General features: G+C 57.8%; 19 protein-coding genes. 14 read left to right on the forward strand and 5 right to left on the reverse strand.

Features of this window, described 5'->3' with window-relative positions:
* Positions 1–34: 34 nt before the first annotated feature.
* A complete protein-coding gene (gene mdh, locus KO498_RS17205; protein ID WP_215961146.1) occupies positions 35–997 on the forward strand; it encodes a malate dehydrogenase in 963 nt (320 codons plus the stop codon).
* Positions 998–1,046: 49 nt separating this feature from the next.
* Here the strand turns inward: mdh and KO498_RS17210 are convergent, their stop codons facing one another.
* Complete coding sequence (locus KO498_RS17210) at positions 1,047–1,691, reverse strand: sulfotransferase family 2 domain-containing protein (RefSeq protein WP_215961147.1); 645 nt, start codon at positions 1,689–1,691, stop codon at positions 1,047–1,049.
* Positions 1,692–1,942: 251 nt separating this feature from the next.
* On the opposite strand from KO498_RS17210, the gene sucC reads away from it, so the two are divergent.
* From sucC to KO498_RS17270, 12 genes are all read left to right on the forward strand, one after another.
* Positions 1,943–3,136, forward strand: a complete 1,194-nt coding sequence (gene sucC, locus KO498_RS17215; RefSeq protein ID WP_215961148.1) for an ADP-forming succinate--CoA ligase subunit beta — start codon at positions 1,943–1,945, stop codon at positions 3,134–3,136.
* Positions 3,137–3,150: 14 nt separating this feature from the next.
* Positions 3,151–3,693: a hypothetical protein gene (locus tag KO498_RS17220; protein WP_215961149.1), complete on the forward strand. Its 543-nt coding sequence runs from the start codon at positions 3,151–3,153 to the stop codon at positions 3,691–3,693.
* 80 nt (positions 3,694–3,773) lie between these two features.
* A complete protein-coding gene (sucD, locus tag KO498_RS17225) occupies positions 3,774–4,655 on the forward strand; it encodes a succinate--CoA ligase subunit alpha (protein WP_215961150.1) in 882 nt (293 codons plus the stop codon).
* Between the two features lie 97 nt (positions 4,656–4,752).
* Positions 4,753–7,713: a 2-oxoglutarate dehydrogenase E1 component gene (locus KO498_RS17230; protein WP_215961151.1), complete on the forward strand. Its 2,961-nt coding sequence runs from the start codon at positions 4,753–4,755 to the stop codon at positions 7,711–7,713.
* 3 nt (positions 7,714–7,716) lie between these two features.
* Entirely contained in the window at positions 7,717–9,219 is a 1,503-nt protein-coding gene (gene odhB, locus KO498_RS17235) for a 2-oxoglutarate dehydrogenase complex dihydrolipoyllysine-residue succinyltransferase (RefSeq protein WP_215961152.1), read from the forward strand.
* Positions 9,220–9,315: 96 nt separating this feature from the next.
* A complete protein-coding gene (locus KO498_RS17240; RefSeq protein ID WP_215961153.1) occupies positions 9,316–9,708 on the forward strand; it encodes a hypothetical protein in 393 nt (130 codons plus the stop codon).
* 1 nt (position 9,709) lies between these two features.
* Positions 9,710–10,669: a glycosyltransferase family 2 protein gene (locus KO498_RS17245; RefSeq protein ID WP_215961154.1), complete on the forward strand. Its 960-nt coding sequence runs from the start codon at positions 9,710–9,712 to the stop codon at positions 10,667–10,669.
* Positions 10,666–11,217: a L,D-transpeptidase family protein gene (locus KO498_RS17250; RefSeq protein WP_215961155.1), complete on the forward strand. Its 552-nt coding sequence runs from the start codon at positions 10,666–10,668 to the stop codon at positions 11,215–11,217. Before KO498_RS17245 ends, KO498_RS17250 begins: the two co-directional genes overlap by 4 nt.
* The gene (locus tag KO498_RS17255; RefSeq protein WP_215961156.1) at positions 11,214–11,603 is read left to right on the forward strand and encodes an MAPEG family protein; all 390 of its coding nucleotides are present in this window, start codon (positions 11,214–11,216) and stop codon (positions 11,601–11,603) included. Before KO498_RS17250 ends, KO498_RS17255 begins: the two co-directional genes overlap by 4 nt.
* A 33-nt stretch (positions 11,604–11,636) precedes the next feature.
* On the forward strand, positions 11,637–13,025 hold the full coding sequence (gene lpdA, locus KO498_RS17260) for a dihydrolipoyl dehydrogenase (RefSeq protein WP_215961157.1): 1,389 nt from the start codon (positions 11,637–11,639) through the stop codon (positions 13,023–13,025).
* A gap of 114 nt (positions 13,026–13,139) precedes the next feature.
* Positions 13,140–13,982 (forward strand): TerB family tellurite resistance protein, encoded by an 843-nt coding sequence (locus tag KO498_RS17265; RefSeq protein WP_215961158.1) that lies wholly within the window; start codon positions 13,140–13,142, stop codon positions 13,980–13,982.
* A 57-nt stretch (positions 13,983–14,039) separates the two neighbouring features.
* Entirely contained in the window at positions 14,040–14,876 is an 837-nt protein-coding gene (locus tag KO498_RS17270) for an alpha/beta hydrolase family protein (protein ID WP_215961159.1), read from the forward strand.
* A gap of 18 nt (positions 14,877–14,894) precedes the next feature.
* Here KO498_RS17270 and KO498_RS17275 read toward each other — a convergent pair whose 3' ends face one another.
* Complete coding sequence (locus KO498_RS17275) at positions 14,895–16,802, reverse strand: AsmA family protein (RefSeq protein WP_215961160.1); 1,908 nt, start codon at positions 16,800–16,802, stop codon at positions 14,895–14,897.
* 109 nt (positions 16,803–16,911) lie between these two features.
* On the opposite strand from KO498_RS17275, the gene rimO reads away from it, so the two are divergent.
* Positions 16,912–18,297, forward strand: a complete 1,386-nt coding sequence (gene rimO / locus KO498_RS17280; RefSeq protein ID WP_215961161.1) for a 30S ribosomal protein S12 methylthiotransferase RimO — start codon at positions 16,912–16,914, stop codon at positions 18,295–18,297.
* A gap of 10 nt (positions 18,298–18,307) precedes the next feature.
* Here rimO and KO498_RS17285 read toward each other — a convergent pair whose 3' ends face one another.
* The 3 genes from KO498_RS17285 to KO498_RS17295 form a co-directional block, all read right to left on the reverse strand.
* Positions 18,308–19,090 carry a hypothetical protein gene (locus tag KO498_RS17285; protein WP_215961162.1) on the reverse strand — a complete coding sequence of 261 codons (783 nt, stop codon included), beginning with the start codon at positions 19,088–19,090 and terminating at the stop codon, positions 18,308–18,310.
* Between the two features lie 334 nt (positions 19,091–19,424).
* Positions 19,425–19,784 (reverse strand): YigZ family protein, encoded by a 360-nt coding sequence (locus tag KO498_RS17290; protein ID WP_215961163.1) that lies wholly within the window; start codon positions 19,782–19,784, stop codon positions 19,425–19,427.
* Positions 19,781–20,488, reverse strand: coding sequence for a M48 family metalloprotease (locus tag KO498_RS17295; RefSeq protein ID WP_215961164.1), 708 nt, complete (start codon positions 20,486–20,488; stop codon positions 19,781–19,783). The genes KO498_RS17290 and KO498_RS17295 overlap by 4 nt, the downstream gene beginning before the upstream one ends.
* Positions 20,489–20,581: the final 93 nt, after the last annotated feature.

Genomic DNA, 20,581 nt, shown 5'->3' on the forward strand with positions numbered 1-20,581 from the left:
CCATGCGCAAATTTAACCTCGATTGGAGATATCCATGGCCCGACCCAAAATTGCCCTCATCGGCTCAGGTATGATCGGCGGCACGCTCGCTCACCTCGCAGCCATCAAAGAACTCGGAGACGTCATCCTGTTTGATATCGCCGACGGCATCCCACAGGGCAAAGCCCTCGACATCGCCGAGAGTGCTCCGGTCGAGCGCATCGACGCTGACTTGTCAGGCACGACCGACTATTCAGGCATCGCTGGCGCAGACGTTTGCATCGTAACCGCCGGTGTTGCGCGCAAACCAGGCATGAGCCGCGACGATCTGCTCGGCATCAACCTCAAAGTGATGAAATCAGTTGGCGAAGGCATCGCAGCCCACGCGCCAGACGCTTTTGTTATCTGCATCACCAACCCGCTCGACGCGATGGTCTGGGCGCTTCAGCAATTCTCCGGTCTGCCCGCCAACAAGGTTTGCGGCATGGCTGGTGTGCTTGACTCAGCGCGCTTCCGTCACTTCCTCTCGGAAGAGTTCAACGTTTCCAAGCGCGACGTAACAGCCTTCGTTCTTGGCGGTCACGGCGACACGATGGTGCCACTTGAGCGCTACTCGACAGTTGCAGGTATCCCGCTCCCTGACCTCGTGAAAATGGGCTGGACCACTCAAGACAAACTTGACGCGATCATCCAGCGCACCCGCGACGGCGGTGCCGAAATCGTTGGCCTGCTGAAAACCGGCTCAGCCTATTACGCGCCAGCCTCCTCAGCGATCGAGATGGCCGAAGCCTACCTCAAAGACCAAAAGCGCCTGCTGCCTTGCGCGGCAAATGTTGACGGTGCCTATGGCCTCGACAACTTCTATGTCGGCGTGCCAACCGTGATCGGCGCTGGCGGCGTTGAGCGGATCGTCGAAATCAAGCTCAACAAAGACGAGCAGGCGATGTTTGACAAATCAGTCGACGCTGTCAAAGGCCTCGTCAAAGCTTGCAAAGAGATCGACCCTTCACTGGCATAAGCCTCTGATATATTTACAAAAAGGCGCTCCTCGGGGCGCCTTTTTTTCGTTACGTGAGGCTGTCAAGCAGCTCGAAGTCTGCCGCGTAAAACTTGCGGATCGTCACTTGCATCGCCACGCTTACACCGACAGCCTCGCCGGTGCTTTGCAGTTTATGCGTAAGTTCAGGCCCCTCAACTCCGCTTAGCTCTTGCAGCCAGTCAGTCACCGCCTCAAGCCCGTCTTCGAGGCGGAAAAGTTTCATGCCATCACCAACAAACTCGGCCTGCGGGCGGATGTGATTGTCAAGAAAGTAAGGGTTGTCTTCATACAAGCGAAACGCCCTCTCAGCCCAGCGCTCGAAGCTCGGCATCTCGCGTTTGCCCCTGCGCTCGACTTGCCCGCGACGGTAGCGATACTCGCTCACCAGCCGCGCCGTCGGGTCACGTAGCACCGCAAAGCTCGCATCCAGAAAGCCGTTCTTGAACAACGGTTCAAACAACGCCGCATGCATGTGTTGCGGTGGGCAATGCATGCCCTCGATCGCACTGTTGTGCCGCAGCGCAACCCGGCCTGCGGCGCTCAGCCAGTCTTCAAGAGAAGAGCCTCCGGTTTTGGGGATATGCGCAAAGAAAACAAGCTTTTGGCCAAGCCGAACCAATGGCATCAAACCGCCCTGCTCTGTAAACTCGGCTTCGTCATTTCCGCCCTCCACGATTTCAAAACTGCCTTCAGGCGCTGCTCACTGCAAGCCTAAATGCCCGGCACCTCCCACAAACAGGTGATTCCCTTTTGTCCGAGGCATAGTTCGTCAACTCTCTGTATTTGTGATCACACAATTCAGCCTGTGATCACAAATCGCTCAAAATTGCCCGTTTCTACAAAAAACTGATCAAAACACCTTAGGTTTTCCGAAACCTTGTGCGACTACTTCTAGCAACCGAAGCAAATAAACGGGAAAACTTCATGAATATCCATGAGTATCAAGCGAAGGCCCTCCTTCGCTCCTACGGCGCCCCAGTTTCTGATGGTCGCGTTGTCCTCAAAGCCGAAGACGCGAAAACCGCCGCTGGCGAAATGGACGGGCCTCTTTGGGTCGTCAAAGCGCAAATTCACGCAGGCGGGCGTGGCAAAGGCAAGTTCAAGGAAGCCGACGCAGGCGAAGCAGGCGGCGTGCGCCTCACCAAGTCAGTTGCAGAAGCCGCCGAAGAAGCCAAGCGCATGTTGGGCCGCACACTTGTGACGCACCAGACAGGCCCGGCTGGCAAGCAAGTCAACCGCATCTACATCGAAGACGGCTCAGGCATCGAAACCGAGCTTTACCTCGCGCTGCTGGTTGATCGTCAGACATCCCGCGTGTCCTTCGTCTGCTCGACAGAGGGCGGCATGGACATCGAAGAAGTTGCAGCCAGCACCCCTGAGAAGATCCTGAGTTTCTCGGTTGATCCGGCCACAGGCTATCAGGCCTTCCACGGTCGCCGCATCGCCTTCTCGCTCGGCCTCAAAGGCGCACAAGTAAAGCAATGCGTTGCGCTCATGTCGCTCCTTTACAAAGCTTTCCTTGAGAAAGACATGGAGATGCTCGAGATCAACCCGCTGATCGTCACCGACAAGGGCGACCTTAAAGTGCTCGACGCCAAAGTCAGCTTTGACGGCAACGCGATCTACCGCCACGCCGACATAGCCGAGCTGCGCGACGTCACCGAAGAAGACCCGAAAGAACTTGAGGCTTCTAAGTATGACCTCAACTATATCGCGCTCGACGGTGAGATCGGCTGCATGGTTAACGGCGCGGGCCTTGCCATGGCAACGATGGACATCATCAAGCTCTACGGTGCCGAGCCAGCCAACTTCCTTGACGTGGGCGGCGGCGCGACCAAAGAGAAGGTGACAGAAGCGTTCAAGATCATCACCTCCGATCCGCAGGTCAAAGGCATCCTCGTCAACATCTTCGGCGGCATCATGCGCTGCGATGTGATCGCCGAGGGCGTCGTTGCCGCGGTGAAAGAAGTCGGCCTCAAGGTTCCGCTGGTTGTCCGCTTGGAGGGCACCAACGTGGAAGAAGGCAAAGCCATCATCAACAACTCCGACGTTGACGTGATCGCCGCTGACGACCTCAAAGACGGCGCCCAGAAAATCGTGAAAGCGGTTAAAGGGTAAGAGGCGTTCGGGTGATGGAAACCAAGAAACTCAAAACCAACGGTTCAGACATGAGCTTGATATGGTTCGGCCTTATCGTCTGCGTCTTTGGCGCAGGGCTGGCTCTCAATGTCATTGGGCTTCGCGGCTCTGGCAGCAGTGACCGCGAGGCGCTGCAAATTGTAGGTTTGATCTTTCTGAGCATCGGAGCAATCATGGTGCTCGGAGGGCTGGCTTTGCTGAGGCGGCCTAAAGGCATGTTGCTTCAGCCGACGGGTTTTAGCGATAAGCGTATGTTCGCCAACGAAATCCCTTGGTCGGCGGTTCAATCCGTTCAATACGGGGTGTCCGCTAATGGCCGTTGGGAGACAGTAGCTATCAAGGTTTCCCCTGAGGCTTACGCTGCGGCCAAGCTCAGGTTTACCGCCAAAGCTATCTCATCTTCGCCCGAAGCCGGCATTGGCTATTTGGTAAAGAAACTCGAACTTCCGAAGGAGGAATTCGTCAAAGAGTTCCTCGAATACGCCAATGCTGCCCTCGAAGCTGATCATGCATCAGCCACTTCAGGGGCCAAATGAATAGCCAGCGGGCCGCGCAGGCCCGCATCACAAATTGAGGTGGCGTTGCCACCCGACAAGATAACAAGGAGACTACCACGATGGCAGTCCTAGTAGACGAAAACACCAAAGTGATTTGCCAAGGCCTCACCGGCTCGCAGGGCACATTCCACTCAGAACAAGCTATCGCTTACGGCACCAAGATGGTCGGCGGCGTGACACCGGGCAAAGGCGGCACCACGCATCTTGACTTGCCGGTTTACAACTCTGTCCATGAGGCGATGCACGTCACCGAAGCGAATGCGAGCGTCATCTACGTGCCGCCCCCCTTCGCAGCTGACAGTATCCTTGAAGCGATCGACGCCGAAATGCCGCTGATCATCTGCATCACCGAGGGCATCCCCGTGCTTGACATGATGCGCGTCCAGCGCGCGCTCGAAGGCAGCTCAAGCCGCCTCATCGGCCCGAACTGCCCCGGTGTTATCACGCCGGATGCCTGCAAAATCGGCATCATGCCCGGCCATATTCACAAGCGCGGCACTTGCGGCGTTGTCAGCCGCTCCGGCACACTAACCTACGAAGCGGTCAAGCAAACAACTGACTTGGGCCTCGGCCAGTCAACAGCTGTCGGCATCGGCGGTGACCCGATCAAAGGCACCGAGCACATCGACGTGCTCGACATGTTCCTCGATGACGACGAGACACACTCAATGATCATGATCGGCGAAATCGGCGGTTCAGCCGAAGAAGAAGCAGCCGAGTTCCTGGCCGACCAAAAGAAGAAAGGCCGTTGGAAACCAACAGCCGGCTTCATCGCGGGTCGCACGGCCCCTCCCGGACGTCGCATGGGCCACGCTGGCGCCATCGTCGCTGGCGGCAAAGGCGGCGCGGAAGACAAGATCGAAGCCATGCGCTCTGCAGGCATCATCGTCGCCGACAGCCCCGCCACACTTGGCGAAGCCGTGATTGAAGCGATTGGTTAAGCATAGTTGCGGCGGCTCATTTAGCCGCCGCGATCCTTCCGGCCTGAGCGGGCCTTAAACGCCTCAAAACATTAGCTCGAGCGCATAGGTGTTCCCAATGACTGACCAACCCACAAACGACCAGCAGCACGCGTCTTCCTTTATGCAGGGGCATAATGCCGCGTATCTGGAGCAACTATACGGCCAGTATGCCGCTGACCCTGCTTCGGTTGACGACGCATGGCGCGCCTTTTTCGCTGATTTGGGCGATGCCGAGCTTGACGTGAAAGCCGAAGCGACTGGCCCGTCTTGGGCGCGCAACGACTGGCCGCCAATGCCTGCCGATGACCTCACTCAAGCGCTCACCGGCGAGTGGGTTGAAAGCGAGAGCAAAGCCGCCACCGACAAGATCAAGAAAGGCGCCGCAAGCGCTGGCGTTGACGCCACAAACGAGGCCGTTCGCCAAGCCGTGCTCGACAGCATCCGCGCGTTGATGATCATCCGCGCCTACCGCATCCGCGGGCACTTGGTTGCCGATCTCGACCCCCTCGGAATGCGCGATGCAACGCCCCACCCCGAGCTTGAGCCAAAGTCATACGGCTTTACCGAAGCCGACATGGACAGGCCAATATTCATCGACAAAGTGCTTGGCCTCGACTTTGCCACCATGCGTCAAATCATCGATATCGTGAAGCGCACCTATACCGGCACGTTTGCGCTGCAATACATGCATATCAGCAACCCCGAAGAAGCGGGCTGGCTGAAAGAGCGCATCGAAGGCTACGACAAAGAGATCACCTTCACCCGCGAAGGCCGCAAAGCTATTTTGAACAAGATGGTCGAGGCCGAGGGTTTCGAGAAATTCCTGCACGTTAAGTATATGGGCACCAAGCGCTTTGGCCTTGATGGTGGCGAAAGCCTCATTCCGGCGATGGAGCAGATCATCAAACGCGGCGGTGCTCTGGGCGTCAAAGAGATCATCATCGGCATGCCGCACCGTGGGCGTCTTTCTGTGCTGGCGAACGTCATGCACAAACCCTACCGCGCGATCTTCAACGAGTTCCAGGGGGGCAGCTTCAAGCCCGAAGATGTCGATGGTTCGGGCGATGTGAAGTATCACCTAGGTGCCAGTTCCGACCGTGAGTTTGACGGCAACTCGGTGCACCTTTCGCTCACTGCCAACCCCTCACACCTTGAGGCTGTGAACCCTGTTGTGCTCGGCAAAGTCCGCGCCAAGCAAGACCAGTTCGGTGATGCAGAGCGCAAGTCTGTTATGGGCATCCTGCTGCACGGTGATGCCGCCTTTGCCGGACAAGGCGTGGTTGCCGAGGGCTTCGGCCTGTCGGGCCTCAAGGGGCACAAAACCGGCGGCACCATGCATATCGTGGTGAACAACCAGATCGGCTTTACCACCGCACCGCACTTCAGCCGGTCCTCGCCCTACCCGACCGATATCGCGCTGATGGTCGAAGCGCCGATCTTCCACGTCAACGGCGACGACCCGGAGGCAGTGGTGCACGCCGCCCGCGTCGCAACAGAGTTCCGCCAGAAGTTCGGCAAAGACGTGGTGCTTGATATCTTCTGCTACCGCCGGTTTGGTCACAACGAGGGCGACGAGCCCATGTTCACTAACCCGATCATGTATAAAAAGATCAAGACCCACAAAACCACACTCTCGCTTTACACCGAGACTTTGGTCAAAGACGGGCTCATCCCCGAGGGCGAGATCGAAGACATGAAAGCTGGATTTCAGGCGCATCTGTCTGAAGAGTTTGAAGCCGGCAAAGACTACAAGCCAAACAAAGCCGACTGGCTTGATGGCAAGTGGTCACACCTTGATAAGCGCAAGGAAGACTACCAGCGCGGCGAAACCGCGATCAAACCCGAAACCTTTGCAGAAATCGGCAAAGCACTGTCTTCAGTGCCAGAGGGCGTGCCAGTGCACAAAACCGTTGGCCGCCTGTTTGACGCCAAAGCCAAGATGTTTGAAAGCGGCGAGGGCTTTGACTGGGCCACAGGCGAGGCATTGGCCTACGGCTCCTTGCTGACCGAGGGCTACCCAGTGCGCCTCTCGGGCCAGGACGCAACCCGCGGCACTTTCTCACAGCGCCACTCGGGCATTGTCGATCAAAACACCGAAGAGCGCTACTACCCGCTCAACAACATCCGTGCCGGTCAGGCGCAGTATGAGGTGATCGACAGCATGCTTTCGGAGTATGCCGTGCTCGGCTTTGAGTATGGTTACTCGCTCGCCGAACCTAACGCGCTGACACTCTGGGAGGCCCAGTTTGGTGACTTCGCCAATGGCGCCCAGATCATGTTCGACCAGTTCATCTCGTCGGGCGAAAGCAAATGGCTGCGCATGTCGGGCCTGACTGTCCTGCTGCCACACGGCTACGAAGGCCAAGGCCCCGAGCACTCCTCGGCCCGCCTCGAGCGCTTCCTGCAGCAATGTGGTCAAGACAACTGGATCGTTGCCAACTGCACAACACCGGCCAACTACTTTCACATCCTGCGCCGGCAGATTCACCGCACCTTCCGCAAGCCGCTGATCTTGATGACACCGAAATCGCTCCTGCGGCACAAACTCGCGGTCAGCAAAGCCGAAGAGTTCACCACCGGCTCAAGCTTCCACCGCGTGTTGTGGGATGACGCACAGCAAGGCAACTCCGACACCAAGCTTGTCGCCGACAGCAAGATCAAACGCGTCGTTATGTGCTCGGGCAAAGTCTACTACGACCTGCTCGAAGAGCGTGACGCCCGCGGCATAAACGACATCTACCTGATGCGCATCGAGCAGTTCTATCCCTTCCCCGCACAATCCGCGGTCAGCGAGCTTTCACGCTTTAAGAACGCCGATGTCGTCTGGTGTCAGGAAGAGCCAAAGAACCAAGGCGCATGGACATTCATCGAGCCAAACATCGAGTGGGTCTTGGGCCGCATCAAAGCCAAAACCGCCCGCCCGATCTACGCAGGTCGTTCCGCAAGCGCGTCACCCGCAACCGGCCTCGCCTCAGCACACAAAGCACAACAAGCCGCCCTCCTCGACGAGGCGCTCACACTTAAGAAGGGGAAATAACCCATGACAGAAGTTCGCGTTCCAACACTTGGCGAAAGCGTCACCGAAGCAACCGTTGCCACATGGTTCAAAAATCCGGGCGATGCTGTCGCCCAGGACGAAATGCTCTGTGAGCTAGAGACAGACAAAGTCACCGTCGAAGTGCCCGCCCCCGCCGCAGGCACGCTTGGCGAAATCGTCGCCGCAGAGGGCGAAACTGTCGGTGTAGACGCCCTGCTCGCAACCATCAACGCAGGCGAAGGCGCAGCCCCCGCGCCGGCCGCAGCCCCCAAAGCTGCCGCCGAAAGCGCAGGCTCAGAAGCCGGAGCCGCTGTTGACGTGATGGTGCCCTCGCTTGGCGAAAGTGTCACCGAAGCAACTGTTGCAACATGGTTCAAAGCCGTCGGTGACACTGTCGCGCAAGACGAAATGCTTTGTGAACTCGAAACCGATAAAGTCAGCGTCGAAGTGCCAGCACCCGCCGCAGGCACGCTCACCGAGATCATCGCAGCCGAAGGCGCAACAGTTGACGCCGCCGCCAAACTCGCGGTGATCACATCAGGTTCAGGCGCGGCAGTAGCCGCACCAGCCGCCGCCGCTCCGGCCCCTACCGCCGCCGCAGCAGCAGGCGCCAAAAACGCGCCCTCGGCTGAAAAACTGATGGCCGAAAAAGGCCTCAGCGCCGATCAAGTGCAAGGCACAGGCCGCGATGGCCGCATCATGAAGGAAGACGTGATGAATGCTGGCTCAGGAGCAGCCCCCGCCGCTCCGGCACCAGCCGCCCCCGCAGCACAAGCCCCGCGCGCACCCGTCTCGGCCGACGATGCATCCCGCGAAGAACGCGTGAAAATGACACGTCTGCGTCAGACCATCGCCCGCCGCCTCAAAGAGGCGCAAAACACCGCTGCCATGCTGACGACATATAACGAAGTCGACATGACCGCCGTGATGGCCCTGCGTAAGCAATACAAAGACGAGTTCGAGAAAAAGCATGGCGCGCGTCTCGGCTTTATGTCTTTCTTCACCAAGGCCTGCGTGCACGCCCTTAAAGAAGTGCCCGAAGTCAACGCCGAGATCGACGGAACCGACGTGGTTTACAAAAACTTCGTCCACATGGGCGTCGCCGCTGGCACCCCCACAGGCCTCGTCGTCCCCGTCATCCGTGACGCCGACCAGATGAGCTTTGCCGACATCGAAAAAGCCATCAGCGAGAAAGGCAAACGCGCCCGCGACGGCAAGCTCTCCATGGCCGAAATGCAAGGCGGCACATTCACCATCTCAAACGGTGGCGTCTACGGTTCGCTGATGTCCTCACCGATCCTCAACCCGCCACAATCGGGCATCCTCGGCATGCACAAAATCCAGGACCGCCCAATGGCGATCAACGGCGAAGTTGTGATCCGCCCGATGATGTATCTCGCCCTGTCCTACGACCACCGCGTCGTCGACGGCAAAGGCGCGGTGACATTCCTCGTGCGCGTCAAAGAAGCGTTGGAAGACCCACAGCGCCTGCTTATGGATCTGTAAAATTTGCGCCGAAGAACTCCCTACAAGCACAAGCGCAGCTTCCTCTCAAACGCGAGGGTGCTACGCTTGCAGTCAACTAACTGAGGAGGTTATTTCATGAAGGCTTTGGAAAAGAACGCTATCGTAATTTCTGCTATTCTCGCGAAACTGCTCGACATTGGGATCAATACTGAGATGGTCAATCATGTCGACTTCAAACTAGACGAAGAGTTTCTGGACACAGTGGAGCCCTGTATGAACTGGCTTGCTAACGAAGGAATCGTTACCTGGTCAAATACAGCTCACACTATGGGCTCTTGGACGTGGCTTGGCCCAACGCTCACTAGTCGAGGAATTGCAATTATGGGTGCTAAGCTTGAAGTTGACGGAAAATCCGTTACGGTCGCTGAGTATGTTGTCCAACCTAAAAACCAGAACAGAGATTTCTCTGCAATTGGTGATTTTCTTGGAAGTGCTATAGGTGGTTTCGCAAAATCTATGAGTTCGTAGGGTGCCCTCATTAGTAGGCACCGCCCTCACCGCCGCGATGCGCAATGAAGGGCCTTACTTGCTTGAATGGCTCGCCTATCACCGCGTCATAGGCTTTGAGCAGATTGTCATCGTCACCAACGATTGCATCGATGGCTCTGATGCGCTGCTTGACGCGCTCTCAAAACGTGGCCTCGTGACCCACATCAACCAAACCGTTGCCGAGGGCCAAGCCCCGCAAGACAACGCCATGCGCCTTGCACTCGCATACCTGCGCACCACCAACACAACTTGGCTCTGCCACATTGACGCCGACGAGTTCCTCAATATCCGAAGTGGCCAAGGCCGCCTCCCCGACCTTCTCGCCGATACCGGTCATGCCGATGCCATCGCCCTGCCGTGGCTCGCCTTTGGCGACAGTGGCCACAGCGCCCGCACTCTTCCGATCTTGCCAAACTTCACCGCCTGCGAGGTCACGCCAAACCCTGAAACCGTCAAGTTCAAATCCATGTTTCGCATCGATGCGTTCGAGCATGCCAACGACCATATGCCACAACAGCCCACCCGCGATGTCATAACCGTTGCCGCCGACGGCACGAACCTCGGCTTTCAGGCCGCCTTCACCCTCAAGCGAAGCCAGTATCGCCCTGTTAAGCGCGCCGTTAAGCCCGACGCCGCAGTCTTAAACCACTACACCCGCGCCAGCGACGATTTCCTGATGAAAAATCATCGCGGCGACGGGCAAGGCAAACGCTCCGAAAAGTATCACATCGGTTCGAAATGGCACCGGATGGCGAACCAGAACGCCCATCAAGACGACAGCATCCTGCGCCACTGGCCTGCCGTTCAAGCGCGCCTCACCGAGTGGCGCGATGACGCCGAAATCGCCGCGCTTGAAACCGCTTGCTGCGCCGCGGACACCGCCCTGCGCGCAGAAGTTCTCACTGCAGAAAGCCGCCGCGCCTGGAGTGTGGCAACATGAAACGCGCTCTAGCCCTCCTCGCCCTTATCGCCCTCATCGCAATCGGCGTCATCGGTTACACAAAGCTCATGGCGCGCATCGGCTCGGGCACACCGCCAGACATGGCCGCCGCTTCCGAGCAGGCCGACGAGATCCGCGTCTTCAAAGACAAGCGCGAACTTCACCTGTTGCGCAATGGCGAGGTGATCGCCAGTTACGACATCTCGCTTGGGGCCAACCCGGAGGGCCACAAAAGCGAGGAAGGCGACGAAAAGACCCCCGAAGGAACCTACACAATCGACTGGCGCAACCAGAACTCAGTCGCCCACCTCAGCCTACACATATCCTACCCCAACGCTCAAGACAGGGCAAAAGCCGAGGAACGCAATGCCTCCGCTGGCGGCAACATCATGATCCACGGCTTGCCAAACGGTTGGGGTGTTTTCGCCCGCTTACACTTGATGTATGATTGGACAAATGGTTGCATCGCAGTCACCAACGCCCAAATGCGCGAAATCTGGTCACTTGTGCCAAACGGAACGCCAATCACGATACAGGATAAAACATGACAACCGAACTTACAGTTCTCGCCCTCGCAGGCTTACTCCAAGTTGCGCAGTTCAGCCTCTATTCGGCGCTGTCAATTCGGCAAGTCGGGCCCAAGAAAGCCGCTGGCCCACGCGATGTTGCACATGTCCTCACAGGCACCGCCGGCCGCGCCCAACGCGCCATGAACAACCACTTTGAGGGCCTCATCCTGTTCACCCTCGCGGTTGTCGTCGTCACGCTCGGCGAAGCCGCCTCAAGCTTTACCGCCGCCTGCGCATGGGTCTATCTCATCGCCCGTATAGCATACTGGCCCGCCTACCTCCTCGGCCTCGCCCCTTGGCGCTCGCTGATCTGGTTTATCGGGTTGCTCGCCTCAACATTCATGATCCTCGCCGCGCTTTTCTAAAACGCTGCACATACAAAATAAGGAGCCAAAACAATGGCATCATATGACGTAATCATCATCGGCGCAGGCCCCGGCGGCTATGTGTCAGCTATCCGCTGCGCACAGCTCGGCCTCAAAACCGCAATCGTTGAGGGGCGCGAAACGCTTGGCGGCACCTGCCTGAACGTCGGCTGCATCCCCTCAAAGGCCATGCTGCATGCCACACATATGCTGCACGAAGCCGAGCACAACTTTGCCTCGATGGGCCTTAAAGGCAAAAGCCCCTCCGTCGACTGGAAACAAATGCTTGCCTACAAGGACGAAGTGGTTGGCCAGAACACTGGTGGCGTCGAGTTCTTGATGAAAAAGAACAAGATCGACTGGATCAAAGGCTGGGCGAGCATACCCGAAGTTGGCAAAGTCAAAGTCGGCGACGACGTGCATGACGCCAAAAACATCATCGTGGCATCAGGCTCCGAGGTGGCAACCCTCCCCGGTGTCGAGATCGACGAGAAGGTTGTCGTCAGCAGCACAGGCGCACTTGAGCTCAACAAAATCCCGAAGAAACTCGTCGTCATCGGCGCGGGTGTCATCGGGCTTGAGCTCGGCTCGGTCTATGCGCGCCTCGGCTCTGAAGTGACTGTGGTTGAATACATGAGCGCCGTCTGCCCGGGCTTTGACGCCGACGTGCAGCGCACCTTCAAGCGCCTGCTCGAGAAACAAGGCCTCACCTTCATCATGGACGCGGCCGTGCAAAAAGTCGACGCCACCAAGAGCAAAGCCAAAGTCACCTACAAACCGAAAGCAGGCGATGCGGAAGAAGTGCTCGACGCCGATGTGGTGCTGGTCGCAACAGGCCGCAAACCCTATGTTGACGGCCTCGGCCTCGAAGCGCTCGGCGTCAAGCGCACCGAGCGTGGCCAGATCGCGACAGACGCGCAATGGGCCACCAACGTCAAAGGCATCTACGCCATCGGCGACGTGATCGAAGGCCCGATGCTGGCCCACAAAGCCGAAGATGAAGGCATGGCCGTGGCCGAAGTCGTCGCAGGCAAGCACGGACACGTTAACTATGGCGTCATCCCCGGCGTGGTCTACACAACGCCTGAAGTGGCCACAGTCGGCGCGACCGAAGCGCAGCTTAAAGAACAAGGCATTAAGCCTAAGGTCGGCAAGTTCATGTTTATGGGCAACGCCCGCGCCAAGGCCGTGCACCAGGGCGACGGCTTCGTGAAGCTCATGGTTCACCCCGAAACCGACCGCTTGCTCGGAGCAGCCATCATCGGCCCCGCTGCTGGCGACATGATCCACGAACTCTGCGTGGCAATGGAATTCGGCGCCTCCGCCGAAGACATCGCCCTCACATGCCACGCTCACCCGACGTACTCGGAAGCCGTGCGCGAGGCCGCGCTCGCTTGTGGCGACGGTGCTATTCATAGCTAAAAAAGTGCAGCTTTGCCACAACCCCGGCGGTTAATGGCAAAGCTGCCGCATTTTTCCAAATCACGCATCCATCCCTGCTATTTGTCGGCCAAAACAAATACAGGATCCTTACAAATGCGCCTTATCTTTCCTCTCCTTCTCGCAGCAGTGACAGTCTTCACAGCCAACGCAGCCGAAGCCCGTCGCCGCGGTTCATCAAGCCAAGACCTGATCTTTGTCTCCGACACCAAAGTTGAAATCGACGGCACAAAATTCGCGCTCTGCCATTTGGTCGAAACCAACTCGATCTTCTTCGTCAACCTGTTCCGCAGCCTTGAAGGCTATGTTCTCGCGCCCAACAAATGTATCGCCGAACGCTACATGTCACTCAGCGACGCAGACCTCGCAAAAGCCAAAGCCTCGGGCGCGATCCCCGAAAGCGTGCCAGCCACAGCCAAACTCGCTATCAAAGACAAGATCATGGGGCATTGGGGCTGGCTTCTTGTGCTCGCTGTCGTCGCCTTCGCTGGCATGGGATATCTCAACACACGCAAGCGCCGCAAAGCCCGTGAAGCCCTGATGGGGGACGCTACCCCGACAGCGACAGCGATCCTCGACGCCATGTGCCACGCCGCCAAAGTCGACGGCGTCATCGCCCCCGAAGAAGTCACCGAAATCCAGAACGTCGCCCAGCAAATGACAGGTCAGACCTTCACAACTGAAACTGTGCGCCAAATAGCTGATCTCGCCGACGAAGATCTCTCAGACAGCGAGTTCAAGCGCTTTGCCAAGGGTCGTAACCCCGAGGAAAAAGAACTGATGATGAAAGGCGTTCTCATGGTCGTTGCCTCTGACGGTCAGCTAGACGGCAAAGAGCAAAAGTTCGTCGGCAAACTCGGCGGCGCACTGGCGATGTCAGGCGAGCAGATCAACACCATGCTTGCTGAAATCGTGCAAAAAAACCAAAGCAACAGCTAACAAGCTTCCCCCACGTCGCACTTTTCAAAGGCTGGCACATTGTGTCAGCCTTTTTGCATGAAGGAAGAAACTGTCACTTTCCCCGCCGGAACGGCAAGCCTCACAGGCACATTTTTCGCTCCGGACAGCCCCACCAACGGTGCCGTATTGATCAGCGCCGCAACCGGCATCCCGCATGGCTACTACCAGCATTTCGCGCGCTGGCTCGCCACCGAGCACGGGTTGGCCGTCCTGTCATACGATTACCGCGATTTCGGCGCCTCCCTCCACGGGCCGATGAAAGCCTCAAAGGCCACAATGGCAATCTGGGCTGTCGACGACGTGCAAGCCGCCCGCAGCTACCTTCTCAGCCGCGTCCCTGAAGGCGATCTCTGGATGATAGGCCACTCTCTCGGCGGTCTTGGTCACCGGTTTCATGCCCCCGAGCCGCGCCTCAAACGCGCCATCGCTGTGACCTCGGGCCCTGCGTATCAAAGCGAACATCCAATGCCCTACCGCCTCTTTGTGCTCAGCTTCTGGCACGTTCTCGGCCCGCTGTTCACAACAGTCATGGGCTACCTCCCCGGTAAGAAAACCGGCCTCGGCGCTGACATCCCGTCAGGTGTTTTCTGGCAATGGCGGCGCTGGTGCACCACCCGCGGGTTTTGTGACAACGACCCCGACAAGCGCCTCGCTAACCCGCAGTCGCTCACCTGCGAGTTGCGCACCGTTTCACTTTCGGATGACGAAATGATCCCGCCGCATGTCGTCCGGCAACAAGGCGACTGGCACCCCGACGCCAAGCAAACCCACGTTGTGCTGTCGCCGGCCGAGTTCGGTCTCGGAGAGGTCGGTCACCTCGCTGCCTTCCGCCGCAAAAATGCGGCCCTCTGGCCCGAGATCATCCAGCGCTAGCTGCGAAGTCCCGCGCCCTCATTCGAAGATCTTCAGCAGTTCTTTCTTGACCTTGTCCTCAACCTTTTCTTTCACAGCGTCTTCGACACTTTCGCCCTCTTCAAGGGTCACGCCAAGCTCCTGCTCGATCTTGGCCTTCACCGCATCCTTGGCTTTCTGTTCAACCTTTGCCTTCTCCTCGGCGAGGTTCAGATCAATCGCAGCGCTCAGATCGGGCAGGATCTTCGGATCAGCCCAAGGCCCGCGCACCCGCACCGGAATAGCCAACCCTTTGCCGCCCCGCGCCCGCAGCGCTGTCGGAACAAAGGTATAGTCAATGTCGCGCGCCCCAAGGCCGACACGCCCCGAGCCGGTGGTCTTGTAGTTTTCAAGCAGCATCTGGAGGTTGTCATTGCGCAATACACCGCCTTCGATCGTAAAGCTCGCGCCCATCTGGTTGAACACCGTGGTGCCGTTGGCACTGCCGCTGCTCATCAGCTTATCAAGGTCAAACCCCGCGATCGTGCCCTGCCCCATAGCCAGCCCACCGCTGCCTTTAAGCGAGTTCATAATCGCATTCAGGTTTTGCCCGACGCCAAGAAACTTGATCTGCCCGTCGCCCTTACCCGACAGACGCTCAACGCCTGCCAAATCCATCAGCAACGGCTTCACATCAGCCTGCAACACGCTCAGGTCACCGCCGACAGACAGCCCCGAGCGGTTGTTGATCACAAACTCACCGACGATTGTTCCGCCGTAGCCCGTGGCTTTGTTCAGCTTGAACACCCCGCGTGACTGCTCGAGCGTCACTGACATATCCGTCGCACCCAGCGTCATCATTCCTAGGTCAACCGAAGCCGCCGCAAGCCGCACCTTGGCGTTCACCGCTGCCAAGCCGCCTGCATCAATCGGCGTCGTGCTCCAACCGCTGCTTGCCTCGCCGCTTCCGCCTTCACTGCTCAGCGCCGCAAAGTCCAGCGCCCCCGCGCGCAGGTTGGCTGTCACCATCGGCACACTCCCGCGATCAAAGCGCACATCAACCTCGCCCTCGACGCGGTTGTTGTCCAGATCAAGCGCCATGCTCCGCAGGTTCACGACACTGCCGCCAGAGTAGATCATGTCAGCACTCAGCCCGATCGCCTGCCCCAGCCCCTGAGGCGGCGCACTCGCATCAAGCCCGAGCGCCGCCAAAAACTGTGCGGTGCTCTTGGCGTTAACTTGCAACTTGCCCTTAGCATCAAGCGCTTGCGTGGCTTGCCCGTTAAAGCTGGCACTCCCGCCCTGGGTTGTTACGCTCGCCTTAACACCGACCAACCGGCCGCTCAGAAACGCGCCAGCGTCGGCAATAACCGCCTCGATAGCCAGCGCCCCGTTGCCACGGCGCCCACTGCCACTCACCGTCAAAGGCCCGTTCAGATCAGGCAAGCTGACAACGGCATCAACCGCGCTCAACTGCTCGACAGTCCCGGTGCCCAAGTCGCGGTAAACTAGGCTGCCGCCGCTCACTTCGGCACGCTCAAGGCTTACCTTGCGCGCGGTGCTGCTGCCGCCCTCGCCGCTGTCGTCGCCAAACGCCCAGCTCTCACGTCCGTCCTTTGCCTTCACAAGCGACACTTCGGGGGCAACCAGAACCAGCCGCCGCACTTCAATATCGCCGCGCAAAGCCGCCGCAGCCGACACCCCAATGTTGAGCGCCTCTGCCTTGAGCAACGGTGCATCGCCCGCCCACTCGGGTGCCGCGACAAGCACAGGCCCGGTTTTCACGCCCAGCACCGGCCACAAGCTGATCCCGAGATCCCCGCTCAGCACAACGTCACGCCCAAGCGCTTTGCTCAACTCGGTGCTGGCAACTTTCGCGATCCGCTCTTTCGGCAGCATGAACAAACCCGCCACGACCAGCAGAACAAAAACAACAATTGCCAACAACAGTTTGCGAATAAGCCCCATGCGACCCTCCTTAGGTTTCGCCCCAAACCTATGCACTCAACGCAAGCACCACAACCGGACACACACAATCGTGCTTCCTTAAGCGCCGCACAGCCGTTATACGCCGCACATGTCACAAAATCCGCCCTCCCTGCGCCCCGATCTTGCAAACGCCAAGCTTTCTGAAACACGCCGTGATGGCCAGCCAACAATCGGCATGGTCTCGCTTGGCTGCCCCAAAGCACTGGTCGACAGCGAGCGTATCCTCACCCGCCTGCGCGCCGAGGGCTACGGCATCTCGCCCGACTACGCAGGCGCCGAGGCCGTCATCGTCAACACCTGTGGCTTTCTTGATTCCGCCAAAGCCGAGAGCCTTGACGCCATCGGCGAAGCCCTCAACGAGAACGGCAAAGTCATCGTCACCGGATGCCTGGGGGCCGAGCCCGACTACATCCGCGAGCATCACCCGCGCATCCTTGCCGTCACTGGCCCGCACCAATATGAACAGGTTCTCGACGCTGTGCATAACGTTGTGCCGCCCTCGCCAGACCCGTTCATTGACTTGCTGCCTGCTTCCGGTGTTTCCCTCACACCTCGACACTATAGTTATCTAAAGATATCAGAGGGTTGCAATCACAAGTGCAAGTTCTGCATTATCCCCGATATGCGTGGAAAACTCGCCTCGCGGCCGCATAAAGCCGTCATGCGAGAGGCAGAAAAGCTTGTGGATAACGGCGTGCGCGAGCTGCTGGTGATCTCCCAAGATACCTCAGCCTATGGCACCGACTGGGCCAGCGATATCCGCCGCGGCCTCACCGAGCAGCCGATCACAACCCTCGCCCGCGAGCTCGGCCAACTCTCGCCTGACATCTGGGTGCGCCTCCACTACGTCTACCCCTACCCGAACGTGCGCGAACTCATCCCGCTTATGAGCGAAGGCCTGATCCTGCCCTACCTCGACATCCCCTTCCAACACGCACACCCCGAAACCCTCAAGCGCATGGCCCGCCCCGCACACGCCGAACGCACGCTTGACCGCATTGAAGAATGGCGCGGCCTCTGCCCCGACATCACCCTGCGCTCAACCTTCATCGTCGGCTACCCCGGCGAAACCGAAGAGGAGTTCCAAACCCTACTCGACTGGATGGACGAAGCGAGGCTCGACCGCGTCGGATGCTTCAAATACGAAAACGTCGAGGGCGCGCGCAGCAATGCCCTGCCCGATCACGTTGCCGAGGAGATCAAACAAGACCGCTGGGAGCGCTTCATGGAAAAAGCCCAAGCCATCTCGGAAGCCAAACTCGCCGCCAAAGTCGGCCAGCGCATCGACGTCATCATCGACGACATAGACGAAGACGGCATCGCCACCTGCCGCACCAAATCCGACGCGCCGGAAATTGACGGGAACCTGTTCATAGACGAAGGCACTGAGGGGCTGAAGGTTGGACAGATCGTCAGCGTTGAGGTGGACGAGGCGGGGGAGTATGACTTGTGGGGATGTTTGTCAGAAACTTAGAACGCCCTATTTATTCGGAGAAATATTCCAGAGCCTCATATCCTAAGCTGGTAATTGCAAATCCTCCTCCAGAGTTCGATCCAACCAAACCTACGCCTTTCAAAAAACTCATCGTCGCCTGAGCTTCAAGAGTTTCTCGATGGCTTTCTAATTGGACGGCCTTTCCCCAGCCATTTAAGCTCGAGTACTTCTCTATCGTGTTGTTTTGTATTCTCACTGCACCATTGTCAGACTTAGCTGCACTCGCCAATATTTCGATAGCAAAAGAATAATCTTCTAGTTGTCCAAAATCTAGATCGCTTTCTTCAGCCAACTCCTTTTCTTCTCTTTCTCCAACAATCTCCGTAGCAGTTTCAGTGCTAACAGTCTGCGCTTCCTTCAGTCGCTTAGCTGCGTCAATTTTGGCGTTCTCCGTCTCAGCCGCAAGTTTTGCTTTTGCTCTTTCTTCATCCGCCAGTTTTCCTAAACGATGAATGCGGTGATCTATCGCAGAGTCTGATTGCATATTTCGAAGTTGCATGGTCGGCTTAATGGCGACCCATGCGCCCAACAAACGTAGCCAAGGCCAAGCAAGCGCGAGAAGAACTCCCGCGAGTAGCGGAAACGCATACAGGGATCCAAAGTCAGTAGACTTATCAAAGAAATCGAACTTTGCTTGAACTGGCTGGTCTGCAAAAAGCAGATACCAAATTGGCTTCCAATTAATCGCAAAAAAAGCGAACAAAATTGAGCCGAAAAATGGAGAGCGCACTCTTTGTGAGAGCGCATCAAAAGCGTCTTTCAAAATTTCCATCGAACAATACCTTTGAGAATTGCAGATACTATCTCAAGTTGAATTAAGAGCTTCAACCCAAAAGCTATGTCCAGCTTAATCTCCGATTGGGCCGCGCCCGTTCGGGGCTCCGCCCGTTTTCGGCTAAAACTGTCCTCGACAGTTTTCAAGACGCCTCAAACCCTCCCCCATGGGGAGGGCGCTTCGCACCATCCCCGAGGTCCAAGCGCTCCGCCTGTTGTTAACCATTGCGCCAGCCAGTTAACCAATTCAGTACCGCCAAAACTGTCAGCACGCATTATGCACTGTGGTATGCACTGCCATATGCACGCAAGTCACAGGCTCAAAACGCCCGTTAACCTTTCGCCACTTCATCCAAGTAAGCCCGCGTGCAATCTTGCACATGGCGAAAGCGGTCGCCGCCCAAGTGCTTGCCGCCATACCAGCGCGTCACCACGACGATATGGCCCAAAAGCCCCTCGCGTTCCAGCATTCTAACGATCACCATGCCAGCCCCCGCCTCGCCGTCATCGGCCTTGAGCGGCGTGCCATCGGGCAAGAGCATCGCCCAGGTATTATGCGTGGCCCTAGCGTATTTCTTGTTTCGTTTCAAAGCCTTAAGGAAAGCGTCAGCATCCGCACGGCTCTCGGCAGGCCCGCCCGAAACACTATACTTCGAGCCCCGATCCGTGATCACCCCTTCAAGCTTTATCAAAGCGCTGCCGCGGTTTTGCGAACAACTTCAATACGTTGTGCGTTCGGTGGGTGCGTTCCAAGGAACCGATCCCCAGGATCGGGGATACGCGAGAAAAACGCCGCGCCCTTCACAGGGTCATATCCGGCCTTCTTGCTGATCACCGTGCCGAGGATATCGGCCTCAAGCTCATAGTCTTTCGAGTAGGTTCTTGCTCCAACCTGAGCGCCAATATCCGTAGCGTTTTGAAGGGTTTGCGCGTCAGCACCAGCCAAAGCCGCAAGCCCTGCAAACACCAAAGCTCCGGTCGAAGCATTGCGCTGTTGGCGCTCCAAATGCCCTGCAATATGGTGCGCCGCCTCGTGGCCCATCACAAAGGCCAGCTCGTCCGCATTGCGCACATCTTTGATCATCGCGAGGGTGAAAATAATGATCGGGCGGCCATCTTTATCAAGCGTTTGCGCCGCATTTACAGGCTGCCCCGGGCGGTCATCCACAACGATCTTGTAATCGCAATTCATCCCTTTCGTGCGCGCCCGACATTCGCGTTCAGCCACCGGCTCAACCACGTCAACCACTCTGACAAACAGCTTTGCCGCAGTGCGCTCGGGCAAAGCTGCGCTTACCGCAGGTTTACTAACGGGTTCTTGAGGCACCGTGCTTTCAACGCAAGCACCTAAAAACAAAAGAGAAATGCCGGTTAGCCCACAGAGAATTCTTGTCATTTCAAACGCCATCTTAACCAGTTTCCAGCCCATCATAGCAGCAAGCCAAGCCCCGACCAGCCCCCTCACGCGCCTTTGATCACTTGCGCTCGG

This window comes from Lentibacter algarum (genome assembly GCF_018860975.1).
GTDB classification, from domain to species: domain Bacteria; phylum Pseudomonadota; class Alphaproteobacteria; order Rhodobacterales; family Rhodobacteraceae; genus Lentibacter; species Lentibacter algarum_A.

Coding starts and splice junctions, on each gene's coding strand:
- KO498_RS17250 (WP_215961155.1), top strand. CDS start 10,666: ATGAAACGCGCTCTAGCCCTCCTCGCCCTTATCGCCCTCATCGCAATC.
- KO498_RS17265 (WP_215961158.1), top strand. CDS start 13,140: ATGCGCCTTATCTTTCCTCTCCTTCTCGCAGCAGTGACAGTCTTCACA.
- odhB (WP_215961152.1), top strand. CDS start 7,717: ATGACAGAAGTTCGCGTTCCAACACTTGGCGAAAGCGTCACCGAAGCA.
- lpdA (WP_215961157.1), top strand. CDS start 11,637: ATGGCATCATATGACGTAATCATCATCGGCGCAGGCCCCGGCGGCTAT.
- KO498_RS17220 (WP_215961149.1), top strand. CDS start 3,151: ATGGAAACCAAGAAACTCAAAACCAACGGTTCAGACATGAGCTTGATA.
- KO498_RS17230 (WP_215961151.1), top strand. CDS start 4,753: ATGACTGACCAACCCACAAACGACCAGCAGCACGCGTCTTCCTTTATG.
- KO498_RS17285 (WP_215961162.1), bottom strand. CDS start 19,090: ATGGAAATTTTGAAAGACGCTTTTGATGCGCTCTCACAAAGAGTGCGC.
- KO498_RS17255 (WP_215961156.1), top strand. CDS start 11,214: ATGACAACCGAACTTACAGTTCTCGCCCTCGCAGGCTTACTCCAAGTT.
- KO498_RS17295 (WP_215961164.1), bottom strand. CDS start 20,488: ATGACAAGAATTCTCTGTGGGCTAACCGGCATTTCTCTTTTGTTTTTA.
- sucD (WP_215961150.1), top strand. CDS start 3,774: ATGGCAGTCCTAGTAGACGAAAACACCAAAGTGATTTGCCAAGGCCTC.
- sucC (WP_215961148.1), top strand. CDS start 1,943: ATGAATATCCATGAGTATCAAGCGAAGGCCCTCCTTCGCTCCTACGGC.
- KO498_RS17275 (WP_215961160.1), bottom strand. CDS start 16,802: ATGGGGCTTATTCGCAAACTGTTGTTGGCAATTGTTGTTTTTGTTCTG.
- KO498_RS17270 (WP_215961159.1), top strand. CDS start 14,040: ATGAAGGAAGAAACTGTCACTTTCCCCGCCGGAACGGCAAGCCTCACA.
- KO498_RS17240 (WP_215961153.1), top strand. CDS start 9,316: ATGAAGGCTTTGGAAAAGAACGCTATCGTAATTTCTGCTATTCTCGCG.
- rimO (WP_215961161.1), top strand. CDS start 16,912: ATGTCACAAAATCCGCCCTCCCTGCGCCCCGATCTTGCAAACGCCAAG.
- mdh (WP_215961146.1), top strand. CDS start 35: ATGGCCCGACCCAAAATTGCCCTCATCGGCTCAGGTATGATCGGCGGC.